Source organism: Devosia sp. CAU 1758, assembly GCF_054482695.1.
This window is the reverse complement of record NZ_JBTLRJ010000001.1, coordinates 253,867-278,779: the sequence shown is the minus strand read 5'-3', so window position 1 is coordinate 278,779 and position 24,913 is coordinate 253,867. Positions and strand designations below refer to the sequence as shown.

Genomic DNA, 24,913 nt, shown 5'->3' with positions numbered 1-24,913 from the left:
CATGAGTGACCTTCCCGGCCGGCGCCCGCCGCCCATTCCCGAAACCAGCCCGACCTTCCGCGATCAGTTCGACAATCTTGCCCATCTGGGGCGGTTGGTCGCGCAGATCTGGCGCACCAGCCGCTTCCTGACCGGCGCCAGCATTGGCCTGCGGCTGGTGGCGTCATTGCAACCGGTCGCCGTGCTCTATGCCGCCAAGCTGATCGTTGACGAAGTGGTGCGCCTCTCGGCCCTCACCCCGCCCGGCCCCGGCCTTCTCGACTGGTTCGAAGCAGGCCTGCTCAACCCCATGATCGGCTTCCTGGCGCTCGAACTGGCGCTGGTTCTGGCCAATGACGTCATCGCCCGCGTGACGGGGCTGGTCGATTCCGTCCTTTCCGAGCTCCACTCCAACCAGGTCAGCGTTGAACTGATGGCCCATGCCGCCCGGCTCGACCTGCAGCATTTCGAAAGCGCCGAATATCAGGACCGGCTGGAGCGGGCCCGCCGCCAGGCCGCCGGCCGCAATGCGCTCTTGAGCCAAATGTTCGGGCAGGCCCAGGACATCATCACCGTCATGACCCTTGCGGCAGGTCTGTTCTTCTACGCCCCCTGGTTGATTCTTCTCCTGCCCATCAGCTTCCTGCCTTCGGTCTGGGGCGAGAGCCGCTTCAATACACTGGCCTATTCCCTGAGCCGCTGGCGCACGCCGGAACGGCGCGAGTTGGAATATCTTCGCCATGTTGGGGCCAGCGCCGAGACCGCCAAAGAGGTCAAGCTCTTTGGTCTGGGAGATTATCTCATCACTCGCTTCAAGCGGCTGGCGCATCAGATCTTCCTCGAGAACCGCCGCGTCGCTACGCTCAGGGCTGGCTGGGGCGCGGTCTTTGCAGCCATAGCGAGCCTGGCCTATTACGCCGCCTATGCCTTCATCGTCTGGCGCACGATCATCGGCGATTTTACCCTGGGTGACCTGGCCTTTCTCTCCGGCTCATTCCTGAGGCTCAATGGCCTGTTCCAGCGCATCCTGCTCGGCTTGACCGCCATTGCCGGGCAGTCCATGTACCTGGACGATCTCTTTTCCTTCTTCGAGATCGAGCCAACCGTGCTGCCACCGGGCAATCCCAAATCCTTCCCTGCGCCAATCAGCGCAGGCATCGTCTTCGACAATGTCGGCTTCCGCTATCCCGAGACCGAGAGCTGGGTCGTGCGAAATCTCTCCTTCACCCTGCCAGCCGGCGAGACGCTGGCGCTGGTCGGAGAGAACGGCGCGGGCAAGACCACCATCGTGAAGCTCCTTACCCGCCTCTACGACCCCAGCGAGGGCCGCATTACCATCGATGGCGTCGATCTCAAGGATATGGCCCCGCGCGACATCCATGCCCATGTCGGCGTCATCTTCCAGGATTTCATCCGTTACAGCTTTTCCGCCCGCGACAATATCGGGGTGGGACGCATCGAGGCGCGCGAAGACCAGGCCCGCATCGATCTTGCCGCAGAACAGAGCCTGGCCTATGGGGTCATTGCCAAACTGCCCAAGGGCTATGACCAGCAATTGGGGCGCCTGTTCAAGGCGGGCCGCGACCTGTCCGGCGGCGAATGGCAGAAGGTCGCCATCGCCCGCGCCTATATGCGCGACGCCGAACTGATTATCCTCGACGAACCCACCGCCGCCCTCGACGCCAAGGCCGAGGCCGAGGTCTTCGCCCGCTTCAAGGGCCTTGCCGTGGGCAAGACCGCCGTCATCATCTCGCACCGCTTCTCGACTGTGCGCATGGCCGACCGCATTCTGGTGCTCGACAATGGCGCCATCCTCGAAGCCGGCACCCACGAACAGCTCGTCGCCCTCAAGGGGCGGTACTCTGAATTGTTTGAGCTGCAGGCGGCCGGGTATCGATAGAATAGCAAAACGCCCCCGCCGTCTTGCCTCCGTCACAATATATCGATAAATCTCGATATATGGATGATATCAATGTCATTGACGCCCTCTCGGCCCTCGCCCAGCCCTCGCGCCTCGCCGCCTTTCGCCTTCTGGTCGAACACGAGCCGCATGGCCTACCTGCAGGCGAAATCGCGCGACAGCTCGCCGTGCCGCAGAACACCATGTCGAGCCATCTGGCGCTGCTGACCCGCGTCGGCCTGCTGAGCGCGGAGCGCCAGGGCCGCACCATCACCTATCGAGCCGAGATCGACCGCATGCGCGAAGTCATGGGTTACCTGGTCAATGATTGCTGCGGCGGCCGCCCCGAACTCTGCACCCCGTTGATTGCCGACATCAGCCCCTGCTGCGCCCCTGAGGAGGTTCGCCAATGACCACCAAGACCTACAATGTCCTGTTCCTCTGTACCGGCAATTCGGCCCGCTCTATCCTGGGCGAAGCACTGATGAACGCCGTGCCCGGCGGCGCCTTCAAGGCCTATTCGGCAGGCAGCCATCCCAAGGGTGAAGTCCATCCCCTGGCGCTGCACACGCTCGACGAATTGGGTCTGCCGACCGACGGCTATCGATCCAAGTCCTGGGATGAATTCGCGGCGCCTGAGGCGCCCAAGCTCGATTTCGTCTTCACCGTCTGTGACAATGCCGCGGGCGAGGCCTGCCCGTTCTGGCCTGGCCAGCCGATGACCGCCCATTGGGGTGTCGAAGACCCGGCAGCAGTCGAAGGCAGCGAGATCGACAAGGTCAGCGCCTTCCGCGACGCCGCCCGGTTCCTGCGCAACCGCATCAACGCCTTTGCTGCCCTGCCGCTCGCCACCATCGACCGCATGTCGCTGCAGAACAAGCTCAAGGATATTGGCAAGCTCGATGGCGCCACCGGCGGGAATAATGAAAGTCTTGCTTCGTGACTATTTTTGAACGCTACCTGACTCTCTGGGTCGCCCTTTGCATCATTGCCGGTATCGCACTCGGCCAGTTCCTGCCCGATTTGTTTGCCGGTCTGGCTGCATTGGAGGTTGCGAAGGTCAATCTGCCTGTCGCTGTACTGATCTGGCTGATGATCATTCCCATGCTGCTGCGCATCGACTTCCGCGCCCTGACGCAGGTCGGCCAGCACTGGCGCGGCATTGGCGTGACGCTGATTGCCAATTGGGCCATCAAGCCCTTCTCCATGGCGGTCCTGGGCTGGGTCTTCATCGGCTGGCTGTTCCGCCCGCTCCTGCCCGAAATGGAAATCGACGCCTATATTGCCGGCCTCATCATCCTGGGAGCGGCGCCCTGCACGGCCATGGTCTTCGTCTGGTCCAATCTGACGCGCGGCGAGCCAGTCTTTACCCTGAGCCAGGTGGCACTCAACGACGCCATCATGGTCGTCGCCTTTGCTCCCATCGTCGCCCTGCTGCTCGGGCTTTCGGCCATCACTGTGCCCTGGGACACGCTGCTGCTTTCGGCTGGCCTCTACATCATCATCCCTGTGATTATCTCGCAAGTGCTGCGAGCTGTCCTGCTCGAAGGCACCAGCACAGCTCGTCTCGACGCGCTGCTCAAGTCCATACAGCCCCTATCCATTGGTGCACTGCTGGCGACCCTGGTGTTGCTGTTCGGCTTTCAGGGCGAGCAGATCATCGCCCAGCCCCTGGTCATCCTGCTGCTGGCCGTGCCGATCACCATCCAGGCCTATTTCATCTTCGGCTTCGCCTATCTGCTCAATCGTTTCTCGGGCGAACAGCACTGCGTTGCCGGCCCCTCGGCGCTGATCGGCGCCTCAAACTTCTTCGAACTGGCCGTCGCCACCGCCATCAGTCTTTTCGGCCTCCATTCAGGCGCCGCTTTGGCCACCGTGGTTGGCGTGCTGGTCGAGGTTCCGGTCATGCTGTCGCTGGTGTGGATCGTCAACAACAGCCGAAACTGGTATGAACGCAACGGCGTATCCGCAAAAAGCAAGACCGCCCAATGACCGTGACGATCCTCCACAATCCCGATTGCGGCACCTCGCGCAACACGCTTGCTATGATACGGGGCGCCGGTATCGAACCCGAGGTGATCCTTTATGTCGAAAATCCGCCCCGACGTGATCGCCTAGAAGAGCTGATCGAGCGGGCCGGCCTTTCGGTACGCGATGCCATCCGTGTCAAGGACACGCCCTATCTCGAACTCGGCCTCGACAACCCGGCCCTTTCCGACGCTGAACTGGTAGAGGCCATGCTGGCCAATCCCATCCTCATCAACCGCCCCTTTGTCGAAACAAGCCATGGCGTGCGCCTCTGCCGCCCGTCCGAAATCGTGCTCGACATCCTGCCCGAGGCTCTCGGCATTCCCTTTGCCAAGGAGGACGGCGAAGTGGTCATTGACGCGGAGGGCAACCGCATCTGACTGGTCAAACCGGGCAAAGCGCCCTACCAATCAGGGCAGCCAGTCAACCGGACGCACCCGTGCCCCTGCCCGAAGACCATCACCTGACCGTCATCGCCGAAACCTATCGGCTGCTGGGCGACCCGACGCGGCTCAAGATCGTGCTGACCTGTTTGGACGGCCCGATCGCTGTTGGCGACATCGCCAATGCCATCGGAGCCAGCCCGTCCCTGGTCAGCCACCACCTGCGCCTGCTCCGCGCCGCCCGTCTCGTTCGCTTCACCCGCCGCAACAAGCAGGTGCTCTACGAAACCGCCGACGATCACATCGCCCGCATGCTCACCGACATGCTGGACCACGCCATGGAAGATGCCGGGCCGGCTCCTTAGGGCGAGCCGCCCAGTTCAGCGCAAAATTCGCTTCCCGCTATTCACATCGAACAGGTGCAGCAGTTTGTCATCGAAGGCGATGCCGATTGACTGGCCCGGGCTGGCGCTGATGCGCTCCCGGAATACGCCGACCAGGTCATGTCCACCCAGCCGCAGGGTTACCTGAGTTTCCGAACCGGTCGGTTCGATGACGACGACTTCTGCCATGGCTCCCTTGGGATCAAGCCGCATATGCTCCGGGCGCACGCCCAGGGTTATGGGTCCATCCTTGACGCCGGGTGGCAGGGCGCCCAGTTCGATGCTGGTACCCTCGGCAAAGCGGAACTGATTTCCGGCAATGGAGCCGCCGACAATGTTCATGGCCGGTGAGCCGATGAATCCTGCCACGAACAGATTGGCCGGGTGGTCGTAAAGCTCCAGCGGCGTGCCGATCTGCTCAATATTGCCCGCATGCATGACCACGATCCGGTCGGCCATGGTCATGGCCTCGATCTGGTCGTGGGTCACATAGACCGTGGTGGTCTTGAGGCGCTGGTGGTTGAGCTTGATCTCGCTGCGCATCTGCACCCGAAGCTTGGCGTCCAGGTTGCTCAGAGGTTCGTCGAACAGGAACACCCGCGGATTGCGCACGATCGCGCGCCCCATGGCGACGCGCTGGCGCTGCCCCCCGGACAGATGCCGCGGATAGCGCTCGAGATAGGTATCAAGACCCAGAATCGCGGCGGCGTTGGCGACGCGGGCCCTGGTTTCCTCCTTCGGCACCCGGGCCAGGCGCAGCGAGAAGGCCATGTTCTCTTCCACCGTCATATGCGGATAGAGCGCATAGGACTGGAACACCATGGCGATATCGCGATCCTTGGGCGCGAGGTCGTTGACCACCATGCCGGCGATTTCGATCTCGCCGCCGGTAATGTCCTCCAGCCCTGCAATCATGCGCAGCAGCGTCGATTTTCCACAGCCCGACGGCCCGACCAGGATGACGAATTCGCCATCCGCAATGTCAATGGATACCCCGTGCAGCACTTCCAGGCTGCCATAGTTCTTGCGAACATTTCTGATCGTCACGGCACCCATAACTACCTCCCCTCAATGGTCGATGACCCACCGCCTGCCGGAAATGGCAGAGCCCATTGGTCTAGCGCGCGATGCTCTGAAATGCGCCTGCCGCCCTCCCTGGCAACATGCGCGACAACCGCGTCATGATCTTTGTCTAATGCCCGGGCAAAGCCTCATCAAGTCTTTTGTAGGACAAAAGGTTTGACTCTTTTGGTAAACCAGTTCTAATTCTCTGCCATTCACCGCCAATGATGGGACAAAAGACACTTGGTGGGGGAACGCGTAAGGGAGCAGGGAGGCTCGCTTACATGGGGAGGTCGAGGCGCATTGCGATGGATTTTTCACACCCACCCAATGGGTTCGCGAGCGCTTAGCCATGTGCCAAAAGGAGGAGATGGAAGCATGATGAACAAATTTAATCGCCGCGATATTTTGCGGAGCGGCGGTGCCGCAGGCATCGGTCTTTGGGCCGCGAGCAATGGCCTGTCGGCCTCTGCACAGGATGCCGCGCCCGAGCTAGAACTGCCGCAGGGCGCCGCCGGCAAGCTCACGGTCATTCATCGTACCGAATATTTCGAGGCGGCCCAGAACCTGTTCCGCGACACGGTGACCAAGTTCGCCAGCGCCAACAATGCCGAGCTCGACATCTCGACCACCAATCCGGAATCCTTCGGCGACTTCCTGGGCAAGATGTCGGCTGCCGTGCGCGCCGGCAACCCGCCTGACCTGGCCTATACCAGCAACGTCTCCATTCCGCAGATGCACCTTCTGGGCCTGCTCGAAGACGTCAGCGACGTGGTCGAGCAAGCCATCGCCCGCTATGGCAATGTGATGCAGGGCATCAATGCCGAAAAGATCGGCATGATCGACGGCAAGTGGATGGCTGTGCCCTTCATCGCCAACACCACCGGCACCTTCTTCCGCGGCGACAAGCTGGCGGAAAAGGGCATTGACCCGCAGACCCTGGACACCTGGGAAAAGCGCCGCGAGGCAGCCCTTGCCATCTCCGATCCGGACAATGAATTCTGGGGCTGGGGCCTGACGGTCAACCAGTCCGGCGACGGCTGGGGCGTGGCTTCGGGCATTCTCAACGCCTTTGGCGGCCACTTCACCGACGAAACCGGTACCAAGGTCGAATTCGACTCGCCCGAAACCGTGGCGGCCTATGAGTTCGTCCGCGAAACCTACGACCGCAATGGCAAATATGCGGCCATGCTGCCGCCGGGCGTTGAAAGCTGGGGTGACATCTCCAACAACGAGGCCTATCTGGCGGGCAGCATCGGCTACACCCACAATGCCTTCTCGGTCTATGCTGCGGCAAAGCGCGACAACAACCCGGTCTTCCCGGGCACGGTCCTGCTGCGCCAGCCCAATGCCAATAATGGCGACAGCCGTGACGGCGGCGCCGTTGGCGGCTGGCTGACCATCTTCAAGGGCGCACCGAACGTTGACCTCGCCAAGCAATTGGCGCTTGACCTGCTCGATCCGGCCAACTTCACCCCGATGTCGGCCGTTGCCGGTGGCCTGTTCATGCCGGCCTATGAAAACCTGTGGACCGACGAACTGATCGCGGCCGATCCGAACTTTGCGATCATCAAGGACCAGGTGAGTGTGCCCGAGCCTTTCATCGGCGCCTCCTGGCCGGCCCAGCCGGCCGCGCAGATCGACGCTATTCGCGCCCAGGGCGTGCTGGAACAGTCGATGGGCAATGTGATCGCCGGCCGCATGACGTCGCAGGAAGCGGTGACCGACGCGCACAACAAGATCGTCCAGATCTTCGAAGAAGGCGGCATCATGTAGCCTTCACAGGCAGCGACGGGGCAGGCTCACCTGCCCCGTCGCGTATATCGACCGACCAATGCCTGTGCCGCCCAGCGGCCGCGCAGGCCAGTTTCTCGATTCGACCGGGCGGATAGGCCCGATGGAGTGTAGGCATGGAAGATCGGATGAGCCTGACGGCAGCGTCGGCACAGCCGCGGTATACCCGCAAGAAGCGTCTGGAAAACCTGTTTGGCCGCGACTGGCGGGTCGGCTACATGTTTGTCCTGCCCCTGGTCCTGATCATGGGCCTGCTGATTTTCTGGCCCTTCGTCAGCGCCATCTTCATCAGCACCACCTCGCTCAACTTTCTCACCGGCGAAACCACCGATGTCGGGCTGCGCAATTACCAGCGTCTGTGGACGTCCAGCGACTTCCTGCAGTCCATGCAGAACACCATCCAGTTCACTTTCTGGTCGCTGCTACTCAAATTCGTGGTCGGCATGACTGTGGCGCTGATCCTCAATAGCCGCCTACCCTTCCGCAGCCTCTTGAGCGGCATCATGCTCCTGCCATGGATCGTGCCGGAGATCGTCACGGCCCTGGCCTGGAAGAGCATCTACGATCCCATGTTCGGTGGTCTCAACCCGATCCTGCAGGGCGCCGGAATCATCGATCGCCCCATGGGCTGGCTGTCCGACCCGAACATGGCCATGGGCAGCATCATCTCGGTCAATGTGTGGAAAGGCATCCCTTTCTTCGTGTTGCTGCTGCTGGCCGGGCTCAAGGCCATCGACCGCGAGCAGATCGAGGCCGCCCAGGTCGATGGCGCCAATGCCGTCCAGCGTTTCCGCAATGTCACCCTGCCCGGCCTGCGCTACGTCATCGTGGTCACCCTGCTGCTCTCCTTCATTTCCACCTTCAACCAGTTCGGCCTGCCCTTCCTGATGACCGGTGGCGGACCGAGCGGGGCCACCAAGCTCTATTCGATCCTCGCCTATGAAAAGGCCCTCGGCTCGCTGCAATATGGCCCCGGCATCGCCATCGCCTTCTCGGTCGCGCCGCTCATGGCCATCCTGATCTGGCTGCTGGCCCGCTTCATGCGGCATGACGACAAGCGCGATGGCGCGTCCGAACGCGGCCCCGGCTTTGCCGACCGCCTGCTGGCCGGCGGCACCTGGCTGGTCAATATCGTCATCGACCTGGTCTTCCTGCCGATCCAGCTGATCTTTGCCGGGCTCGAATGGGGGGTGCGCAAGGTGCGCGTCGCCACCGGCCGATCCCCCTTGCAACCCATTTTCAAGCAGCAGGCGCGGTCCAATGCCGGCCCAATGGCGCGTCTCCTGGTGCTGGCCCCGTTGCTGATCTTTGTACTCTTCCCCTTCTACTGGATCATCACCACGTCGCTGAAGACCACGACGCAGATCAGCGAACGCCGCTCGATCTTCTGGCCCGAACCGGCCACTTTCGACCAGTACACCGCCCTGGTGCGCGAGACCCCGTTCCTCACCTGGCTGATGAACTCGGTCTTCGTCGCGGCGGCGAGTACACTGGTTTCGGTGGCCCTGGCCTCGCTCGCGGCCTATGCGCTGTCGCGGCTACGATTCAGGGGCGCCGGCCTTCTGACCACGCTGCTGCTCATCACCTATCTCCTGCCCGGTACGCTACTGTTCATTCCGCTTTACCAGACCCTGACCACCATGGGCGTCATCAATAGCCATACGGCGCTGATCATCACCTATCCGACATTCCTGTTGCCTTTCGCGACCTGGGTGCTAATGGGTTATTTCAGGTCCATCCCGGTCGAACTTGAAGAGGCCGCGCGGATCGATGGTGCCAGCCGGCTCTACATTTTCTGGCGTATCACCCTGCCACTTGCGGCGCCCGCCATCCTGTCGGTGACGCTGTTCGCCTTTACCAATGCGTGGAACGAGTTCCTGTTTGCCTTCGTCTTCATCACCAGTGAATCCCTGCGCACCCTGCCTATCGGGCTGCAATCGCTGGTGGTCGGCGACATCCTGCCATGGGGCAAGCTGATGGCGGCTTCGCTGCTGACGGCCATTCCGGTGGCTATACTCTATGTCTATGCCCAGCGGTTCCTCTCCGAGGGGCTGACAGTCGGAGCCGTCAAGGGATGAAGGATGCATCGCGGAGGAGATCGTCCGCCAGTGCGCTCAATGACGCCATTGTGCGCAGTTCGATCCCCTCCGCAGTTGATGCCATGGTGCTCAACATTCGCGCGCTCATTTCCGATGGCGGCCTGGGTGTAGGCGACAGCCTTCCGACCGAGCGGGAGTTATGCGAGCGCTTCCAGGCCAGTCGGAACACGGTGCGCGAAGCCATGCGCATCATGAAGGCCTATGGCATCGTCTCGGTGCGTCCCAAGATCGGCGCCATCATCGTCGATGACCGGATGGAGCGGGCGCTGGACCTGTTCTCGTTCAACACCCTCGATATTTCGCGGCGCACGTTCAACGACATCCAGGGCTTTCGCAAGCTGATCGAGGTGGGCTCGGTCGATGCCATCTTCGACCAGATGCGGCCAGACGATATTGCCGAGATGCGTAAGATCAACGAGCAATTGCGCGCTGCAAGCTCCATCGCAGAAGCGTCCGAAATGGACTTCCGCTTCCACCTGCGGCTGGTGTCGACCCTGGAAAACCGCGCCGTCTGCGACGTTTATCGCATCATGAAGCCGGTCATCATCCGCATCATGGAACGCGCCAAGGAATTGCAGGACTTTACCATCGACACCTACGAGCAGCACGCCGCCGTGATCGATGCCCTGGAGCTCAGGGACCGCATTCGCTACCAATACGCGCTGCAGTCGCACTTGCAGGTGGGCGTCAGGGCCTTCGAGAACAGGGCCATGGCCCCGCTGTAAGCGGAGGCTGCGGCACCTGGCGATCCCACCCTTGCTGCGCTCCGCTATTGCCGGGACTGGTGGAAGTGCCGCGCAACATCCTTGAACAGATTGAGGTCTTCCAGCGAGTCCGCCAGCGTGGTGCGGTTCGGCACGCCGGTGGTGACGGCCTCGTGGAAGGCGTCGAGTTCGATGCGGAATGGATCCTCATAGACCGGCCCGAAAATCTCAGTGCCGGTGTCGCTGTCGCTCGAGGTGGTGATCTCGAGGCGCGTAGGCAAGTTGCGGATATAGGGCGTGTCGTAGTTCATCCTGAAATGCTGGTGCTGGGTCAGCACCTCAATGCCGGCGTCGAAACGGGACACATCGTCAATCACCGCCTCATAGAGCGCGCTGAAATGCCCGTAGTCGAATATGGCCATCACCGTCTCGCCCTTGTGCTGCACGGCATAGCGGCATCCCTTCGGCGGACCCAACAGGTCCCGCATTGCCGAAAAGCTGTGCGACGAGAGGCCGGTAAGCACTTGATAGGCGCGCAGCGCTTCGGGCGGGCAATCCGCGCCCATCACCGAGCGAAGCATGGATTGGGTGCGGCTGCGCCCCTCCACGATCACCTCGGCTGGCACGTCGACCGGCCGAAAGGTGTTGCGCGTCTGGGCCACGAAGAAGGGCGCTTCCCGGATAATGTCGCGAATGCGGACATGGCGGATATCGGCCAACGGCGGCAGGCGTTTCTTTAGCTCGAGAAAGGGCCGCGAGAAGCGCCGCATATAACCCACGAACACCACCTGGCCGGGGCGCTGGGGAATATCGAGGATCGGGCGGAGCTGGTCGGAAGTCAGGCAGGCCGGCTTTTCGATAAAGACATGCTTACCGGACCGGATCGCCTCTGCCAGCAGGTCGGCATGAAGGTGATCGGGCGTGAGGATGAAAACCGCATCGAGCCCCGGATCGGCGATGATGGCCGCCGCGTCGGTATGGCGTGCGGGCACGCCATAGCGGGTGGCAATGTGGTCGACCAGGCTCGGCGACACGTCGGTGACAGCCGCGATGGCAAAACGCTGATCATCGGCCAGGAGCGGCAGATGCATGAGCTGGGCGACTTCACCGAGGCCAATGAGGCCGACTTTGAGGATCTGGGTCATTTGGCGATGGCATTCATATAGGCAAGATTGCGGATGGCGAGCTCGAGCGGCGTCTCTCTGGCTTCGGCAGCGATATCCTGCTCCACCACGATTGGGCCGGCAAAGCCGCGCGCTTCAAGCAGGCGCATCACCGCCTGGATGTCCACCACCCCGTCGGGCAGCGGGCACATCACGCCTGCATCATAGGAGTCGGCAACCGAAAGCTCACCCTCCAGCACATGCCGGCGCACCGCCCCGTCGACATTCTTGAGATGCATATAGGCGATCCGGGGAAATACCCGTTCCATATAGGCCAGCGGGTCCTGGTCCCAGAAGGCGTGATGACCGGTATCGAAGCAGAGGTCGATATCGGTCCTGGACAGCAGGAGATCGATCTGGCTTTCGCGCTCGATTGCGGTGCCGATATGGGGATGGAAGCTGAGCTTGAGGCCATATTCGCCCTCGACCAGCGCCTGCCCGTCCCGTACCATCTGGATAAGGCCCGCCCAGCCGTCGGCGTCGAGCACACCTTCCTGCCCCTTTGGATAGGCATTGCTCTCATCCATGATCACTAGATGCCTGGCGCCCAGCGAGACCAGAAGCGATGAAAGGTCCCTCAGAGTCTGCATGAGGACGGGCGCGGACGCCGCGTCGCTGAATGTATGGACATGGGTCGCCCCGATCATGACCAAGTCGCGCTGCGCCAGCTCCGCCTTGAGCAGGTCCGCGTCCTTGGGCAGGAATCCGAAGGGCCCGAGCTCAGTGCCGCGATAGCCGGCTGCCGCCACCTCATCGAGATAGTTTTGCCAGCTATAGTCATTGCCGGTCGGATAGGTGATGCCCCAGGAGCAGGGCGCATTGGCGATAAGCATGGATTACGCTCCGATATAGATGGGATTGCCGAGGGCCCGGCGGATCGGTTGGTCGGCGAGGTCGGCGCCCTTGAGCTGCCAGGGGAGTTCACGCCCGTCGAGTGCGGCAGAAAATTCAGCGATCAACCGTGCGCGGCTGGCCACAGCGATGATTTCGGCGCGGATGAATACCTGTGGTTTGCCCAGGGCAATGGTCTGGGTCCAGTCCTCGCCGGTGATCTCGATATCGGCCACGGGGCCCTTTGCATCGATGAGCACCAGCCGGTCGCCCGCTGCACCCCGAACAACCAGGTCGACCGAGGGCAGTTCGGCCGCCGTTCCGCCCATCGCAATGTCCCCTGCCCGCATTTCAAGATGCGGACCCGTCGGGCTTTCGGTGACATAGCCGAGCCCCGCCTTCATTGCCGCGAGGATGGCGTCTTCGCTCAACTCGGAGAGGAACAGGACCGTGGTGGGCCGCGCCAGCACCAGCGGCCCCTCGGGCATCAGCCGGGCTGGCTGATGATAATCGGACCCGCCGATGGCCGAAAGCTTCATGCCGGAAGCCAGACGGCGCTGGTAGCGCTCAAGAGCAATCCAGTTCCAGGCCAGCCAGGTCGATTGCCAGACTTCCTGGCAGTCGGCGGCCGGAAATTCATAGTCCCAGGGAATGGTCGGCTTGTCGTGATTGATCGAGAGCAGCCCGCCTTTTTCATGGATCAGCTTTTCCAGTACATGGGCGTCCGACGGCTTGGTCATGCGGAAGTCCATCCAGTCATCCACGCCATAGACATTGGCGTGACCCACAGCCGTGGTCACCTCCATGGCGCGCACGAATACCAGCTCGGGCGAGGATTGCGGGTGAAAGTAGCGCCGCTGGGTAATGGTGTTGTGGTCGGCAATGGCGAGAAAATCGAGCCCGGCCTGCTTCGCCGCCGCGTGCAGGAGTTCGGGCGAGCCCTTGGCATCGGAATGGAAGGTGTGACAGTGCAAGTCGCCCTTGTACCAGCCTGCGCCATGGCGCAGCGGGAAGGTCCGGGCCGGCTGCGGCGCAAGCGCGCGCGGCCCGCTGTCGAGCGCGATCGTCACCGTAACGTTCGTCCCTGCCTCGGGTACCTGATAGAGCCCCAGAATCACATTCCATCGGCCCGGCTGGATGTCGCCATGCACATAGCCAGGCGTCGCGTCATCACTGGCAATGAAGAAGCGATCGCGCGCGCCTCCGCTCCAGCCCCGGAACCCTTCCTGTGTCGGATAGCCTGTGTCGCGCGGATCGAACGCCCCCAGATCCACGATGCAATCCTCGGCCTTGGCATAGCTGAGCGTCACATCGATACGGGTCGTCCCCTCGGGAACATCGAAGGGGATGTAGAAATAGGGATTGGCAGCCTGGTCGGAGCGCGTGACGTGGGCAGTGATTGTTTTCATGGGCTATGGCCGGATGGCTGATGGGGTCTTAGTCGCTTGCAGCATCGCAAAAGTGCCGTTCCGTCCTCGGGCTCCACCCGAGGAGCACTGGCTAGAGTGGCGACGAAGGGAGTGGCCCTCGGGTCAGGCCCGAGGGCGGCGCGGAGGGCGTGACGCCACCAAGATCAAACATGGTCGAGGTCATGACGCGTCACGGCCGTTCACTCCCCCACAGCCGGGATGCGTTTCCCCGCGCCATCGAACAGATGCACATGCTGGCCCGAAAAGCTCAGCGTCACGGTCTTGTCGACGTTGAGGTGATCGTCGGTGAAAATTCGGGCCGTGATCCGCGCATTGTCGCCTCGATCGAGCGTCACCAGGCTTTCCGGGCCCATGTTCTCATTGGCAAACAGCGGCGCGGTAACGGTGTTGGCGGCGCCATCGGCGGCAATGGCCAGATGTTCGGGCCGCACGCCCAGCGTCAGTCTGTTGCCGCCGGAGAGCGCCTTGCCGATGGCATCGGTCATGGGCAGCGGTGCAATAGTCAGACCGTCGGCCGAAAGTTGCAACTTGCCATCGCCCTGCACGCCCTCGACTTCGACCAGGTTCATCGGCGGATTGCCGACGAAATTGGCGACAAAGGTCGTGGCGGGGCGGCGATACATCTCGATGGGCGAGGCATATTGCACGATGCGGCCCTGGTCCATCACCGCGATGCGCGTGGCCAGCGCCATGGCCTCGGCCTGATCATGGGTCACATAGACCGCCGTCATCCCCATGTCGCGCTGCAGATGGTTGAGAAAGCCGCGAGCTTCGAGCCTGAGCTTGGCATCCAGGTTCGATAGCGGCTCATCGAACAAATAGACCTTGGCCGGATAGACCAGCGCCCGCGCCAGCGACGTGCGTTGCTGCTGCCCGCCGGAAATCTGGCTGGGAAGCCGGTCGAGCAGGTGACCGATCTTGAGCACGTCAGCCACTTCCTTGGCCCGGCCATGCCGGCTGGCCACGGCCTCGCCCCGCACCTTCAGCGGATATGCGATATTGTCCGAAAGGTTCATATGCGGATAGAGCGCATAATCCTGGAACACCATGGCGATGTTGCGGTCCTTGGGGTGGAAATGGGTCACCTCCTCGCCGGCGATCAGCACCTGCCCGGATGTGGGCGTCTCAAGGCCGGCGATCATCCGCAGCGAGGTGGTCTTGCCACAACCCGAGGGACCGAGCAGGCAGACAAACTCTCCGTCGCCAACATCGAAGCTGACATCGCTGACAGCCTTGAACTCGCCGAAGCTCTTGGTGACGTTCCGAAATTCAACTGATGCCATAAAACTAAGCCTTGATGCCGCCAAAGAACCGAAAGCCGAACTTCCAGCTGACGAAGAGGTAAAGGGCGATGACGGGAAGCGAATAGATGAGCGAATAGGCGGCCAGGAGGGTCACGATGGGCGTGCCCGCCTCCGAATAGAAGGAGTAGATGGCCACCGCTGCCGGCATGTTGCTGTCGCTGCGCAAGAGGATGAAGGGGATGAGGAAGCTGCCCCAGATGTTGACGAAGCTCCACACCACGATCACCACGATGCCGGGCCGGATCACCGGCAGGGCAACATCGAAAAAGGCCTGCACCGGCGAGGCGCCCGCCACCATGGCGCTTTCCTCATACGACTTGGGAATGGAATCGATGAAGTCACGCAGGATGAACATGGCAGTGGGCAGCAGCCCGCCGGCGAAGGTGAGGATGACCGCCAGATGGGTGTCCATCAGGCCGGCGGCCGATACGATAAGGAAGATGGGCACCATGGCCGCCGAACCCGACACCACCGATGAGAACAGCAGCAGGATATAGGTAACGGCGCCCTTGCCGGGGATCGAGGAGCGGCTCAGTGCATAGGCGGCCAGCGTTGCCGCCGCACCCACGAGGATCACCCCGCCCACGGCCTGGATGAAGCTGTTCCACAGCGCCTGCACGGCATAGGAATTGCCGAACACCGTGACGAAATTGGCCAGCGTCCAGGGGTCCGGAACAGCCAACCCCAGTTCGGCCCTGCCATTGAACGGCGCGAACAGGAACCACAGGAGCGGCAGCGCGAACAGCGCGCCGATCAACGCGGCGAGCGCCGAAAAAGCCATGCGTCCGACAAAGGCGGGAAGGGTAAACCCCATGATCAGCGCACCTTCTTCTTGCGACCAAGGCTGAGATAGACCAGCGCGAAGGCCAGGTTGATCAGCATCATGATCACGCCCACAGCCGCGCCCTTGCCGAACTGGAAGTCCTGGAAGGCCACGCGGTAATTGTAGATCGACACCAGTTCCGTGCGGTAGCTCGGCCCGCCATTGGTCAAAAGGAACGGGGTGAAGGTGTTGAAGGTCCACATGGTGATCAGGATGAGATTAGTGACGATATGCCCCCTGATCAGTGGGACAGCGATATCGCGGAATTTCTGCCAGGACGAAGCACCGGCCACGTCTGCCGCCTGGAAATAGCTGGGAGGAATCGACGAGAAGGCCGAACTGAACAGCATCATCGAGAAGGCCGCGCCGCGCCAGGTGTTAAAGATGACGATGACCCAGAAAGGCTGTTGCAGCAGGAAATCGCCATCGGGCAGGCCGACGCTGTTGAGCATCATGTTGAGCGTGCCCTGGTCGCGGTCGAGAAAGGCGAACCAGGCAAAGCCGATCACCACTTCGGGCAGGATCCAGGCGGCAATGACAAAGGTCTCGGTGATGCGCTTGACCCATGCCGGCACGGTCTGGATCAGCCAGGCCAGCAGGAGACCAAGCAGTGCCTGGCCGATCAGCGCCGAGGCCAGCACGAATTGGGTGGTGAGGATGAGCGAGAAGCCGAACTGGCCGCGCTGGAAGAAGGTCGCGGGGTCAAACAGCGTCAGGTAATTGGCAAAACCAACAAATTCGGGATTGAGCGCCGAACGTCCCAGCAGCGTCCGGTTGGTGAAGGAAACAAAGATCACCCAGAAAAAGGGAAAGATCACGAAGACCGAAACCAGCAGCCCCGCCGGGGTAAGGAAAGCCGCCCCGGCCCTGTTCGACAGGAGGGCGAAATTCTTGACCTTGCGCTTGGGCTGGTTGGGGACGGATTGAATGGTCATGGTCACTTTAGCCTATATCTGAGGCGTCGGCAGAGCTCGGCGGCGACACGTCTCCGTGCCGCCTCGGACGTGACATACCCGGCACGCGCGGCGCGCCGGGTACACGAGGGACCAAGTCCTAAAGCAGGCTGACGGTATTCTCTTCGCCAACGATGCCGATCACCGAGGCCTTGAACTGGGCCATGGCGTCTTCCGGCGACAACTCGCCCGAGACGACCGCTTCGGTCATGCGCTGGATTTCACCGGAGACAGTATTGTAGTTCTCGTCATTGGGGCGGGCCGTGGTCAGCGGCAGCAGCGTCTGGCTCGCTTCGGTCAGGAACGGGCTATTGGGGATTTCGATATCCGTGCGCGCCGTGATGCGCGGCTGGATCGCCTGAAAGGCATTCTGCATCTCGGGCTCGTTCATGAACGAGAGCAGCGCCCAGGCTTCGGCCGGATTATCGGTGGCCGGATTGAGCACGAAGCCCGTGCCGCCCGAAATTGTCACGAAATCCTGGCCACGGATGCCTGCACCCGGCTCCTTGGCGGGAACCTTGGCCCACCCCATCACCTCGTCGCGGTTTGCCACTGCGAATTCCGAGCCTTCCGGGGTCACCGAGCGGTAGAAATAGTCACCCTCGAACAGCATCGCGGTCACGCCATCGCGGAAATTGGCAAAGGACCGGTTGCGGCCATCGGCCAGCAATTGGGCGCGCTGGTCGCCGAGCTGCTCATCCACATAGATGGTCTTGTAGAGATTGAGCGTGTCGAGGATACCCTGGCTGGAGACTACATATTTGCCGTCCTGCATCACCGTTTCGCCCGTGCCCAGCAGCGCCAGCCAATAGCCTTGCATAGTGGTGGCTTCGCCCATGGCAACGCCGGCATTGAGCTGAATGGGGAAGCTGTCGGGCTTGATCTTCTTGATGGCGCGGGCGGCGTCGAGCACGTCTTCCCACGAGGTCGGTTGCCAGTTATCCGCATCGATCCCGGCCTCGGCCAGAATATCCTTGCGGGTGTGGATCATGCGCACGTCGGTGCCCAGCGGAATACCGTAATACTTGCCCTCGTACTGCATCAGGGCCCGAGAGCCTTCCGACAGCGCTGCCCAACCAGACCAGTCATTGACGCCGGCGCCGGCCACTTCATCGAGCGGCTTGAGCAGCCCGCCTTCAACGAAGCTCGGGATCAGGAAGCCGTCAAATGCGGTGACGTCCGTGCCTGCACCGGTCGAGAAGTCGAGCGCCAGCTGCTGGGTGAGCTGCGCGTCTTCGCCACCGAACTGGTTCAGCGTGACGTTGACGCCGGGATTGGCGGCCTCAAAAGCCGGGATCACGCTCTCTTCGATCCACTGGGCCGTGCCGCTGTTGACACCGCCAATGACGCAGCGGCAGGTGATGTCCAGATCGACAGCGAATGCCGGCACGGCCATCGCCGTGGCACCGATCAGGCTGAACGCAAGGCTGCGCAGATGATTGCTCATCGCAATACTCCTCCCATGTGATGGCTCCGAATTCTCGGATAGCCGGTGTTGGCCTCCCCCATCTGGTAGGAGACCGCTGAAGAATGAACACGTTTTCACTTTCCGTCAATGGCCGGAATCGACGGTGGATAGGCCGGACGGAAAGGCAGGTCAGCAATACTGGCCTTCTGCAACGCTCTTGTGACAGTTTCGCAGAAGTTGGCGACGCATCCTGCACGGCGCAACTTGACAGTGAACGGGCTTGCAGTCAGAAAAATGAACACGCTTTCAAAAATCTGACGGCGGGGAGGTGGCAGTGAGCCAGGACGGATCCACAGCTAGGGGGCGGGCAACCGCCGAGATGGTGGCGCAGCGCGCCAATGTCTCGCGCGTCGCCGTGTCGCGCGCCTTCAACCCCCATACCTCGCTCAAGCCCGCCAAGCGCGAGCTGATCCTGCGCATTGCCCAGGAACTCAATTACACCCCCGACCGCGCCGCCCGGGCCCTGGTCAGCGGCCGCTCGCACCTCGTCGGGGTCATCGTGCCCGACGTGTGCAGCCATTGGGAAAGCCAGGAAATCGACGCGCTGACCACGGCGCTGCAAGCGGAGGGTTTTGCCACCCTGCTGTTCAAGACCCGCACCGACTATTCCATGGACGAGCAATTGCTCGCCTATATGCGTGGCTTCAATCCGGACTCGGTCATCGCCTTCGTCGAGAACGTCAAGCCGACGACGCTCGCCAAGTTCCTCGATCGCGCCGTGCCCATCTATGTCCACTATCCTCATCCCGACGCCAGTGATGACGACCAGCTTGGCGGGCCGCTGCATGACCGGCTGAACGTGCTGCAACGCAATGGCATCGAGCAGGCGGTGGCCTTGCTGCAAGGCTATGGCGCCCGGCGCATCGCCTATGTCTCGGGCGTGGCGCGCTCACGGGCCAATGCTTCGCGCGAACACATGCTGCGCGCCGTGATGGCCGAGCGCGGTCTGCCGCCGCCCATCATCGCCAGCGGCGATTTCAGCTACGACCAGGCCTATGCCGCCACCATCGACCTGTTCCGCGTCGGCGAGGGCGCCGATGCGGTCTTTGCCGCCAATGACGTGGGCGCCTTTGGCGTCATCGACGCGCTGCGCCACGAACTGGGCCTGCGCGTCCCCGAGGACGTCAAGGTCGTCGGCTTTGACGACATCGCCCAGTCACACTGGAAAAGCTACAACCTGACCACGGTCAAGTTCGACCTTGAGGAACGCGTGCGCGCTCTGGTCCGGCTCATCCTGCGCCGCCTCAACAATCCTGATGCGCCGCCGCTCCAGGAAACCCTGCAAACCAGGCTCGTCGTGCGCGGCACGGTGGGTTGAACGGACTATCGATGACCAAGCGCATCCACCTCGTCTTCAAGACCCATCTCGATATCGGCTTCACCGACCACGCCGCCCGCGTCCGCCGTCAATATCACGACCAGTTCATCCCCCAGGCGATTGCCACCGGCGAGCATTTCTACCGCGAGAACCCGGACGCGCCGGCCTTCATCTGGACCACCGGCGCCTGGCTGATCTGGGACCATCTCAATTCCCAAGATACCGAGCGGGTGCGCCGCCTTGAACAGGCCGTCGAGCGCGGCCTGATCGCCTGGCATGGCCTGCCCTACACCACCCACACCGAGCTGATGTCGCCCGCCCTGTTCCGCGCCGGCCTCAGCTATGCCAAGGAGCTCGACCAGCGCTTCGGCCGCACCACCTTGGCCGCCAAGATGACCGACGTTCCCGGCCATACACTAGGCATGGTGCCGCTCATGGCCGAGGCGGGCCTCAAATTCCTGCATCTGGGCGTCAACACCGCCAGCCCGGTGCCCGATGTCCCCCCGATCTTCCGCTGGCGCGCCCCGGATGGGTCCGAACTGGTCGTCATGTACCAGGCCTCCTATGGCGCCACCGATTTTCCCGCCGGCGAGAATATCGGCCTCAGCTTTGCCCATACCAATGACAATATCGGCCCCCAGAGCGTCGGCCAGACCGTCGAGGCCCTGCGCGCCATGCGCCACGCTTTTCCCGATGCCGAGATCGCCGCCTCGACCCTCGATGCCTTCGGCGCCGAAATGTGGGCGCGGCGCGACCAGTTCCCGGTGTTCGAACAGGAGATCGGCGACAGCTGGATCCACGGCACCGCCAGCGATCCGCACAACCTCACCCGCTTTCGCACCCTGCAGCGCCTCCATGATGACTTTGACACCATGACGCCCGAGCGCCGCGCCTTCGGGCGGGGCCTCGCCATGGTGGCCGAACACACTTGGGGTGTCGACATCAAGACCTATCTGCGCGACGAAACCGCCTGGGATCGCCCCGCTTTCGACGCCGCCCGCCGGGCCGACTACCGCTTCGCCTACGCGGAACAGTCCTGGGCCGAGCAGCGCGCCTATATCGACAGTGCGCTCGCTGAACTTTCTCCCGCCGACCGGGCCATGGCAGACGAGGCCATTTCCGAGCTCACCCCGCCCCCCCCGGCCATGCCGCAGCCGGGCACCCGGCTTGAAAGTCACGGTTGGGGCGCCGATCTCGACCCGGTGACCGGCAACATCACCCGGCTCACCACGCCCGGCGGCCACGCTATCAAGGGTCTGGCCGGTTCGCTCATCGGCTTTTCCCACGAAAGCTATGACTGGGCCGAATTGCAGCGCCATTTGGATAGCTATCTGCAACACCGCGACGAATGGGCCATTCTCGATCACGACAAGCCGGGCCTCGCTGACGCCAAAACAGCCCGCACCGCAAGCTTCGCACCGATCTTTTCCGGCATCTCGGCCGAGGGACGCACCGCCCTCGCCACAATGCCGGCCGATGCAAGCACCCAGCTGGGTGCCCCCGAAGGCGTGGAACTCGCCATGAGGGGCCTCGATGCCCATAGCCTCGAACTGACCATAGTACTGCGCAACAAGCCGGCCAACCGCATGCCCGAGGCCGGCTTTTTATCCCTCACCCCGGACGGCGCCACGGACTGGACCCTGCGCAAGATGGGCGTCTGGAACCCGGCTCAAAACATCGCCCGCCGCGGCGGGGGCCAATTGCAGGCCGTCGAAGCGGTCCGCACCCGTTTGGGCGACACCCACCTCACCGCCACCCCTCTCGACTGCGCCCTCCTCTCCCCCGCCAGCGCGCCCTTCATCCCCTACAATCCCGAAAGGCCCGACTACGGCGCGGGCCTCCGCTTCAACCTCTACAACAACAAATGGGGCACCAATTTCCCCATGTGGTGGGAGGGGACGGTAGCGTTCCGGTTCATGCTGACACTGGGGGAATAGGGGGCGGGAGCCAAGATCGTCGTCTGACACCCAGCCCTCGTTGAGGACCTGCTGAGCCCGGGCCATGCCGGTCAGCGCCCGCGAGGCCAGTTGCATAGACAAGTTTATGCCGTCCCATTCCGGTCCTCCCACGCGGTCACAGGAAGTCTAGCCGCACGCCCGAAAAAGGAAATCCCCGCCCCGCCAGCTGCGCTCCACCAGACCCTCATTGACAACGTAATATGAATGACTATTCATATATGCACTCAACCAGGAACACCCAATGACCGGCCACGACCACGCGCACCATCACCACACCAATGAACCGCATGGCCATGATCACGCCGGTCACAGCCATGCGCCCAAAGTGAGCAAAGGTAATGAGCGCGCCGTGCTGATCGGCCTCCTGCTGACGTTCGGCTTCATGCTGGTGGAAGTGGTCGGCGGTTATCTCTCCGGCTCGCTGGCGCTGATCGCCGATGCCGGCCACATGCTGACCGATAGCGTGGCGCTGTTCCTCGCCTGGCTCGGCTTCCGTCTTGGCCGCCGCCCGGCTGATGCCCGCCGCAGCTTTGGCTATTCGCGGCTCGAAGTGCTGGCCGGGCTGATCAATGCGCTGACGCTGTTCGCCCTGGTCGGATGGATCGCCTATGAGGCCGTGCAGCGCTTATTCACCCCCGAAGACGTGCTCGCCGGTCCCATGTTCGTCGTCGCCGTGCTGGGCCTGCTGGTCAATCTCGTGGTCTTCCGCATCCTCTCGGGCGCCGACAGGGACCATGTGAACATCAAGGGGGCGTTGCTGCATGTGCTGGGCGACCTGCTCGGTTCAGTCGGCGCCATTGCCGCGGCAGTGATCATATGGCTGACCGGCTTCATGCCCATCGACCCGATCCTGTCGCTGCTGGTGAGCCTGCTGATCCTGCGCAGCGCCTGGGCGCTGCTCATGCGCACCTTCAATATCCTGATGGAAGGCGCGCCCGACGGCGTCGATCCGGCAGCGGTGCAGCGCGATCTGCTCGACCACGTCCCTGGCCTTGCCCGGGTGGGGCATCTGCACGTCTGGTCGCTGTCGTCCGGCCAGGCCATGGCAACGCTGGAGGTTGCCCTGGCGCCCGGCGCCGACCCCGCCGAGGTGTCCGCGGCGGTCAAGGAGAGACTGGCAGCAGAACATGAAATCGGTCACGCCACGGTGGAAATCGACTGGAGCGGCGATTGTGTCGCCTGCCCGGCCGCAGCGGGATCGGGATCGGGATCGGCCTAATAGGTCGCCCGTCCACCCGAGAGGTCAAAGACGCTGGCGGTGGTAAAGCTGTTCTCCCGGCTCACCAGCCAGGCCACCATGGCGGCGGCTTCCTCGACTTCGAGAAAGCGGCCGCGCGGAATGCGCGAGAGCATATAGGTGATGAACTCGTCGGTCAGCGTATCGAGGATGCGCGTCTTGGCCGTCGCTGGCGTGATCGCATTGACCGCGATGTCGTGTTTCGCCAGTTCCTTGCCCAGCGACTTGGTGAGGCCGATCATCCCGGCCTTGGCCGCCGAATAGGCCGAGGCGGTGGGATTGCCCTCCTTGCCGGCAATGGAGGCAATATTGACGATGCGCCCGTAATTGCGCGCCTTCATGCCCGGTACCACCACGCGATTGACGTAGAATGTGCCGTTGAGATTGATGTCAATGACCCGGCGCCATTCCTCGGGATCATAGGCGTCGAGGGTCGCATTGTTCCCCGCAATGCCGGCCGAGTGCACGAGGATAGACACGGGGCCGGCTTCGGCCTCGGTCGCGGCATGGGCCTGTTCCAGCCCGGCGAGTTCGGTGACATCCACCACCTGCTGGCTGGCCCCCGCACCCAGCGCGGCGACCGCCTTGTTCAACGTCGTCCCCTCGCGATCCCAAAGGCTCACCCGGGCGCCCGACGCCAGCAGTCGATAGGCAATGGCAAAGCCCAGCCCTTGCGCCCCGCCGGTAACCACCGCCACCTGCCCTTCAAGATCGATCCGGTTCATCGCTTTTCCCCTCCCTGCAATAGTCGGCAGCGGCCAATCCGGCCAATCGGCCCATGGCGAGGCACGCCGTCAGCAGATAGCCACCTGTCGGCGCCTCCCAGTCAACCATCTCCCCGGCGACAAATATACCCGGCAGCGATGTCAGCATGAGCCGCTCATCCAATCCATCCCATCCAATGCCCTCCGCCGAGGAGATGGCTTCTTCCAGCGGCCTTGTGCGGGCCAGAGGCAGCGGCAGCGCCTTGATCATCCCTGCCAGGGTTTCGGCATTTCGGGAACCGGCATCGGGCACAAGCTCGCGCAACAGCCCAAGCTTGACCCCATCCAGCCCCGCGCCCTTGCGCAGCCGATTGGAAAAACTGGCCTTGGGTGATTGTCGTCCAAGGTCCCTGGTGAGGCGGTCCACGCTCCGCCCCGGCGCCAGATCGAGTTCCAGCATCACCCTGCCATCGCGCTCCAGCCGGTCCCTCAGGGCCGCCGAATGCGCATAGATGAGACTCCCCTCGACACCCCAGCGCGTGACCACGAATTCGCCCGGCAGGCTGCCCGCCTCACTACTCGCTACCACCGCCTTGACCGGCGCGCCAGCAAAGCGTTCCGCAAAAACCTGGCTCCACTCGACCTCGAAACCGCAATTGGCCGGGCGGAAGGGCACGACGTGGACACCGCGCGCCGCCAGCCACGGCACCCAGGCCGCGTCCGAACCAAGCCGAGGCCAGCTTGCCCCGCCCAGCGCCAGCACGACCGCGCCAAACCGTTCACTGGTGCGCCCCGTTGGCGTCTCGAAGACCAGGGCATCCGCCTCGAACCCCGACCAGCGATGCCGGGTGCGAAAGGTGACGCCCAATGTCTCCAGCCGCGCCATCCAGGCGCGCAACAGCGGCGAGGCCTTCATCGCCCGGGGAAAGACCCGGCCGGAGGAGCCGACAAATGTCTCGATGCCCAATCCCGTGCACCAGTCGCGCAGCGCGGCCGCCGGAAAGGCATCAAGCGCCGCTTGCAGCCGCGGTTGCGCCGTGCCGTACCGGCCGTCGAACTGCGCCTTGTCCTCGGCATGGGTGATGTTGAGACCGGATTTGCCGGCCATCATCAACTTTCGGCCAAGCGTGGGCAGTGCCTCGAAGACGACGACGTCAGCACCCTGCCCCGCCGCTGCCTCAGCGGCCATCAGCCCCGCAGGGCCTCCACCAATGATCGCTATCCGGCCTGCCGCCATACTGTCCCCGCTTCGCCTCGGCCAAGCCAATAGCCTATGCTGTCCTTGGCGAACACTCCCTCAATCTCCGCGAACACTTGCAACGTCGCAGTTCCTGTTAAGTTTAGCCTAAGGGATAAAGCCGTATGATCGTCGCGTTTCTGGCGGGGGCCCGA

General features: G+C 62.8%; 22 protein-coding genes. 12 read left to right on the top strand and 10 right to left on the bottom strand.

The window, feature by feature from the left end; genetic code table 11:
- Position 1: 1 nt before the first annotated feature.
- The 6 genes from ACXYMS_RS01355 to ACXYMS_RS01330 are packed head-to-tail and all read left to right on the top strand — an operon-like array spanning position 2 to position 4,655.
- On the top strand, positions 2–1,879 hold the full coding sequence (locus ACXYMS_RS01355; RefSeq protein WP_458903227.1) for an ABC transporter ATP-binding protein: 1,878 nt from the start codon (positions 2–4) through the stop codon (positions 1,877–1,879).
- Positions 1,880–1,938: 59 nt separating this feature from the next.
- The gene (locus ACXYMS_RS01350) at positions 1,939–2,292 is read left to right on the top strand and encodes an ArsR/SmtB family transcription factor (protein WP_458903226.1); all 354 of its coding nucleotides are present in this window, start codon (positions 1,939–1,941) and stop codon (positions 2,290–2,292) included.
- Complete coding sequence (locus tag ACXYMS_RS01345) at positions 2,289–2,822, top strand: arsenate reductase ArsC (RefSeq protein WP_458903225.1); 534 nt, start codon at positions 2,289–2,291, stop codon at positions 2,820–2,822. The genes ACXYMS_RS01350 and ACXYMS_RS01345 overlap by 4 nt, the downstream gene beginning before the upstream one ends.
- Positions 2,819–3,871, top strand: coding sequence for an ACR3 family arsenite efflux transporter (gene arsB / locus ACXYMS_RS01340; protein WP_458903224.1), 1,053 nt, complete (start codon positions 2,819–2,821; stop codon positions 3,869–3,871). The genes ACXYMS_RS01345 and arsB overlap by 4 nt, the downstream gene beginning before the upstream one ends.
- Positions 3,868–4,287, top strand: a complete 420-nt coding sequence (gene arsC / locus ACXYMS_RS01335) for an arsenate reductase (glutaredoxin) (RefSeq protein ID WP_458903223.1) — start codon at positions 3,868–3,870, stop codon at positions 4,285–4,287. The genes arsB and arsC overlap by 4 nt, the downstream gene beginning before the upstream one ends.
- A gap of 59 nt (positions 4,288–4,346) precedes the next feature.
- Positions 4,347–4,655: an ArsR/SmtB family transcription factor gene (locus ACXYMS_RS01330; RefSeq protein WP_458903222.1), complete on the top strand. Its 309-nt coding sequence runs from the start codon at positions 4,347–4,349 to the stop codon at positions 4,653–4,655.
- 15 nt (positions 4,656–4,670) lie between these two features.
- On the opposite strand, the gene ACXYMS_RS01325 is transcribed toward ACXYMS_RS01330, so the two are convergent.
- Positions 4,671–5,729, bottom strand: coding sequence for an ABC transporter ATP-binding protein (locus ACXYMS_RS01325; protein ID WP_458903221.1), 1,059 nt, complete (start codon positions 5,727–5,729; stop codon positions 4,671–4,673).
- Between the two features lie 384 nt (positions 5,730–6,113).
- Here ACXYMS_RS01325 and ACXYMS_RS01320 point away from each other — a divergent pair, with 384 nt between their 5' ends.
- From ACXYMS_RS01320 to ACXYMS_RS01310, 3 genes are all read left to right on the top strand, one after another.
- Complete coding sequence (locus tag ACXYMS_RS01320; RefSeq protein WP_458903220.1) at positions 6,114–7,511, top strand: ABC transporter substrate-binding protein; 1,398 nt, start codon at positions 6,114–6,116, stop codon at positions 7,509–7,511.
- 134 nt (positions 7,512–7,645) lie between these two features.
- A complete protein-coding gene (locus tag ACXYMS_RS01315) occupies positions 7,646–9,607 on the top strand; it encodes an ABC transporter permease (RefSeq protein WP_458903219.1) in 1,962 nt (653 codons plus the stop codon).
- Positions 9,604–10,353: a FadR/GntR family transcriptional regulator gene (locus tag ACXYMS_RS01310; RefSeq protein WP_458903218.1), complete on the top strand. Its 750-nt coding sequence runs from the start codon at positions 9,604–9,606 to the stop codon at positions 10,351–10,353. The genes ACXYMS_RS01315 and ACXYMS_RS01310 overlap by 4 nt, the downstream gene beginning before the upstream one ends.
- A 44-nt stretch (positions 10,354–10,397) precedes the next feature.
- On the opposite strand, the gene ACXYMS_RS01305 is transcribed toward ACXYMS_RS01310, so the two are convergent.
- The 7 genes from ACXYMS_RS01305 to ACXYMS_RS01275 form a co-directional block, all read right to left on the bottom strand.
- Positions 10,398–11,477, bottom strand: a complete 1,080-nt coding sequence (locus ACXYMS_RS01305; RefSeq protein ID WP_458903217.1) for a Gfo/Idh/MocA family protein — start codon at positions 11,475–11,477, stop codon at positions 10,398–10,400.
- Positions 11,474–12,328, bottom strand: coding sequence for a sugar phosphate isomerase/epimerase family protein (locus ACXYMS_RS01300; protein ID WP_458903216.1), 855 nt, complete (start codon positions 12,326–12,328; stop codon positions 11,474–11,476). Before ACXYMS_RS01300 ends, ACXYMS_RS01305 begins: the two co-directional genes overlap by 4 nt.
- A gap of 3 nt (positions 12,329–12,331) precedes the next feature.
- Positions 12,332–13,735 (bottom strand): CehA/McbA family metallohydrolase, encoded by a 1,404-nt coding sequence (locus tag ACXYMS_RS01295; protein ID WP_458903215.1) that lies wholly within the window; start codon positions 13,733–13,735, stop codon positions 12,332–12,334.
- Between the two features lie 200 nt (positions 13,736–13,935).
- Entirely contained in the window at positions 13,936–15,039 is a 1,104-nt protein-coding gene (locus tag ACXYMS_RS01290) for an ABC transporter ATP-binding protein (protein ID WP_458903214.1), read from the bottom strand.
- Between the two features lie 4 nt (positions 15,040–15,043).
- Positions 15,044–15,874, bottom strand: a complete 831-nt coding sequence (locus ACXYMS_RS01285) for a carbohydrate ABC transporter permease (RefSeq protein WP_458903213.1) — start codon at positions 15,872–15,874, stop codon at positions 15,044–15,046.
- A 2-nt stretch (positions 15,875–15,876) separates the two neighbouring features.
- Entirely contained in the window at positions 15,877–16,818 is a 942-nt protein-coding gene (locus ACXYMS_RS01280; protein ID WP_458903212.1) for a carbohydrate ABC transporter permease, read from the bottom strand.
- 118 nt (positions 16,819–16,936) lie between these two features.
- The gene (locus tag ACXYMS_RS01275) at positions 16,937–18,283 is read right to left on the bottom strand and encodes an extracellular solute-binding protein (RefSeq protein ID WP_458903211.1); all 1,347 of its coding nucleotides are present in this window, start codon (positions 18,281–18,283) and stop codon (positions 16,937–16,939) included.
- 295 nt (positions 18,284–18,578) lie between these two features.
- On the opposite strand from ACXYMS_RS01275, the gene ACXYMS_RS01270 reads away from it, so the two are divergent.
- The 3 genes from ACXYMS_RS01270 to ACXYMS_RS01260 all read left to right on the top strand — a co-directional run bounded on the left by ACXYMS_RS01270 (position 18,579) and on the right by ACXYMS_RS01260 (position 22,799).
- Positions 18,579–19,622 carry a LacI family DNA-binding transcriptional regulator gene (locus ACXYMS_RS01270; RefSeq protein ID WP_458903210.1) on the top strand — a complete coding sequence of 348 codons (1,044 nt, stop codon included), beginning with the start codon at positions 18,579–18,581 and terminating at the stop codon, positions 19,620–19,622.
- 11 nt (positions 19,623–19,633) lie between these two features.
- The gene (locus ACXYMS_RS01265; protein WP_458903209.1) at positions 19,634–21,559 is read left to right on the top strand and encodes a DUF5054 domain-containing protein; all 1,926 of its coding nucleotides are present in this window, start codon (positions 19,634–19,636) and stop codon (positions 21,557–21,559) included.
- 262 nt (positions 21,560–21,821) lie between these two features.
- Positions 21,822–22,799, top strand: a complete 978-nt coding sequence (locus ACXYMS_RS01260) for a cation diffusion facilitator family transporter (RefSeq protein WP_458903208.1) — start codon at positions 21,822–21,824, stop codon at positions 22,797–22,799.
- On the opposite strand, the gene ACXYMS_RS01255 is transcribed toward ACXYMS_RS01260, so the two are convergent.
- Positions 22,796–23,542 carry an SDR family NAD(P)-dependent oxidoreductase gene (locus tag ACXYMS_RS01255; RefSeq protein ID WP_458903207.1) on the bottom strand — a complete coding sequence of 249 codons (747 nt, stop codon included), beginning with the start codon at positions 23,540–23,542 and terminating at the stop codon, positions 22,796–22,798. The genes ACXYMS_RS01260 and ACXYMS_RS01255 overlap by 4 nt on opposite strands.
- Positions 23,523–24,758, bottom strand: coding sequence for a TIGR03862 family flavoprotein (locus tag ACXYMS_RS01250; protein WP_458903206.1), 1,236 nt, complete (start codon positions 24,756–24,758; stop codon positions 23,523–23,525). The genes ACXYMS_RS01255 and ACXYMS_RS01250 overlap by 20 nt, the downstream gene beginning before the upstream one ends.
- Positions 24,759–24,913: the final 155 nt, after the last annotated feature.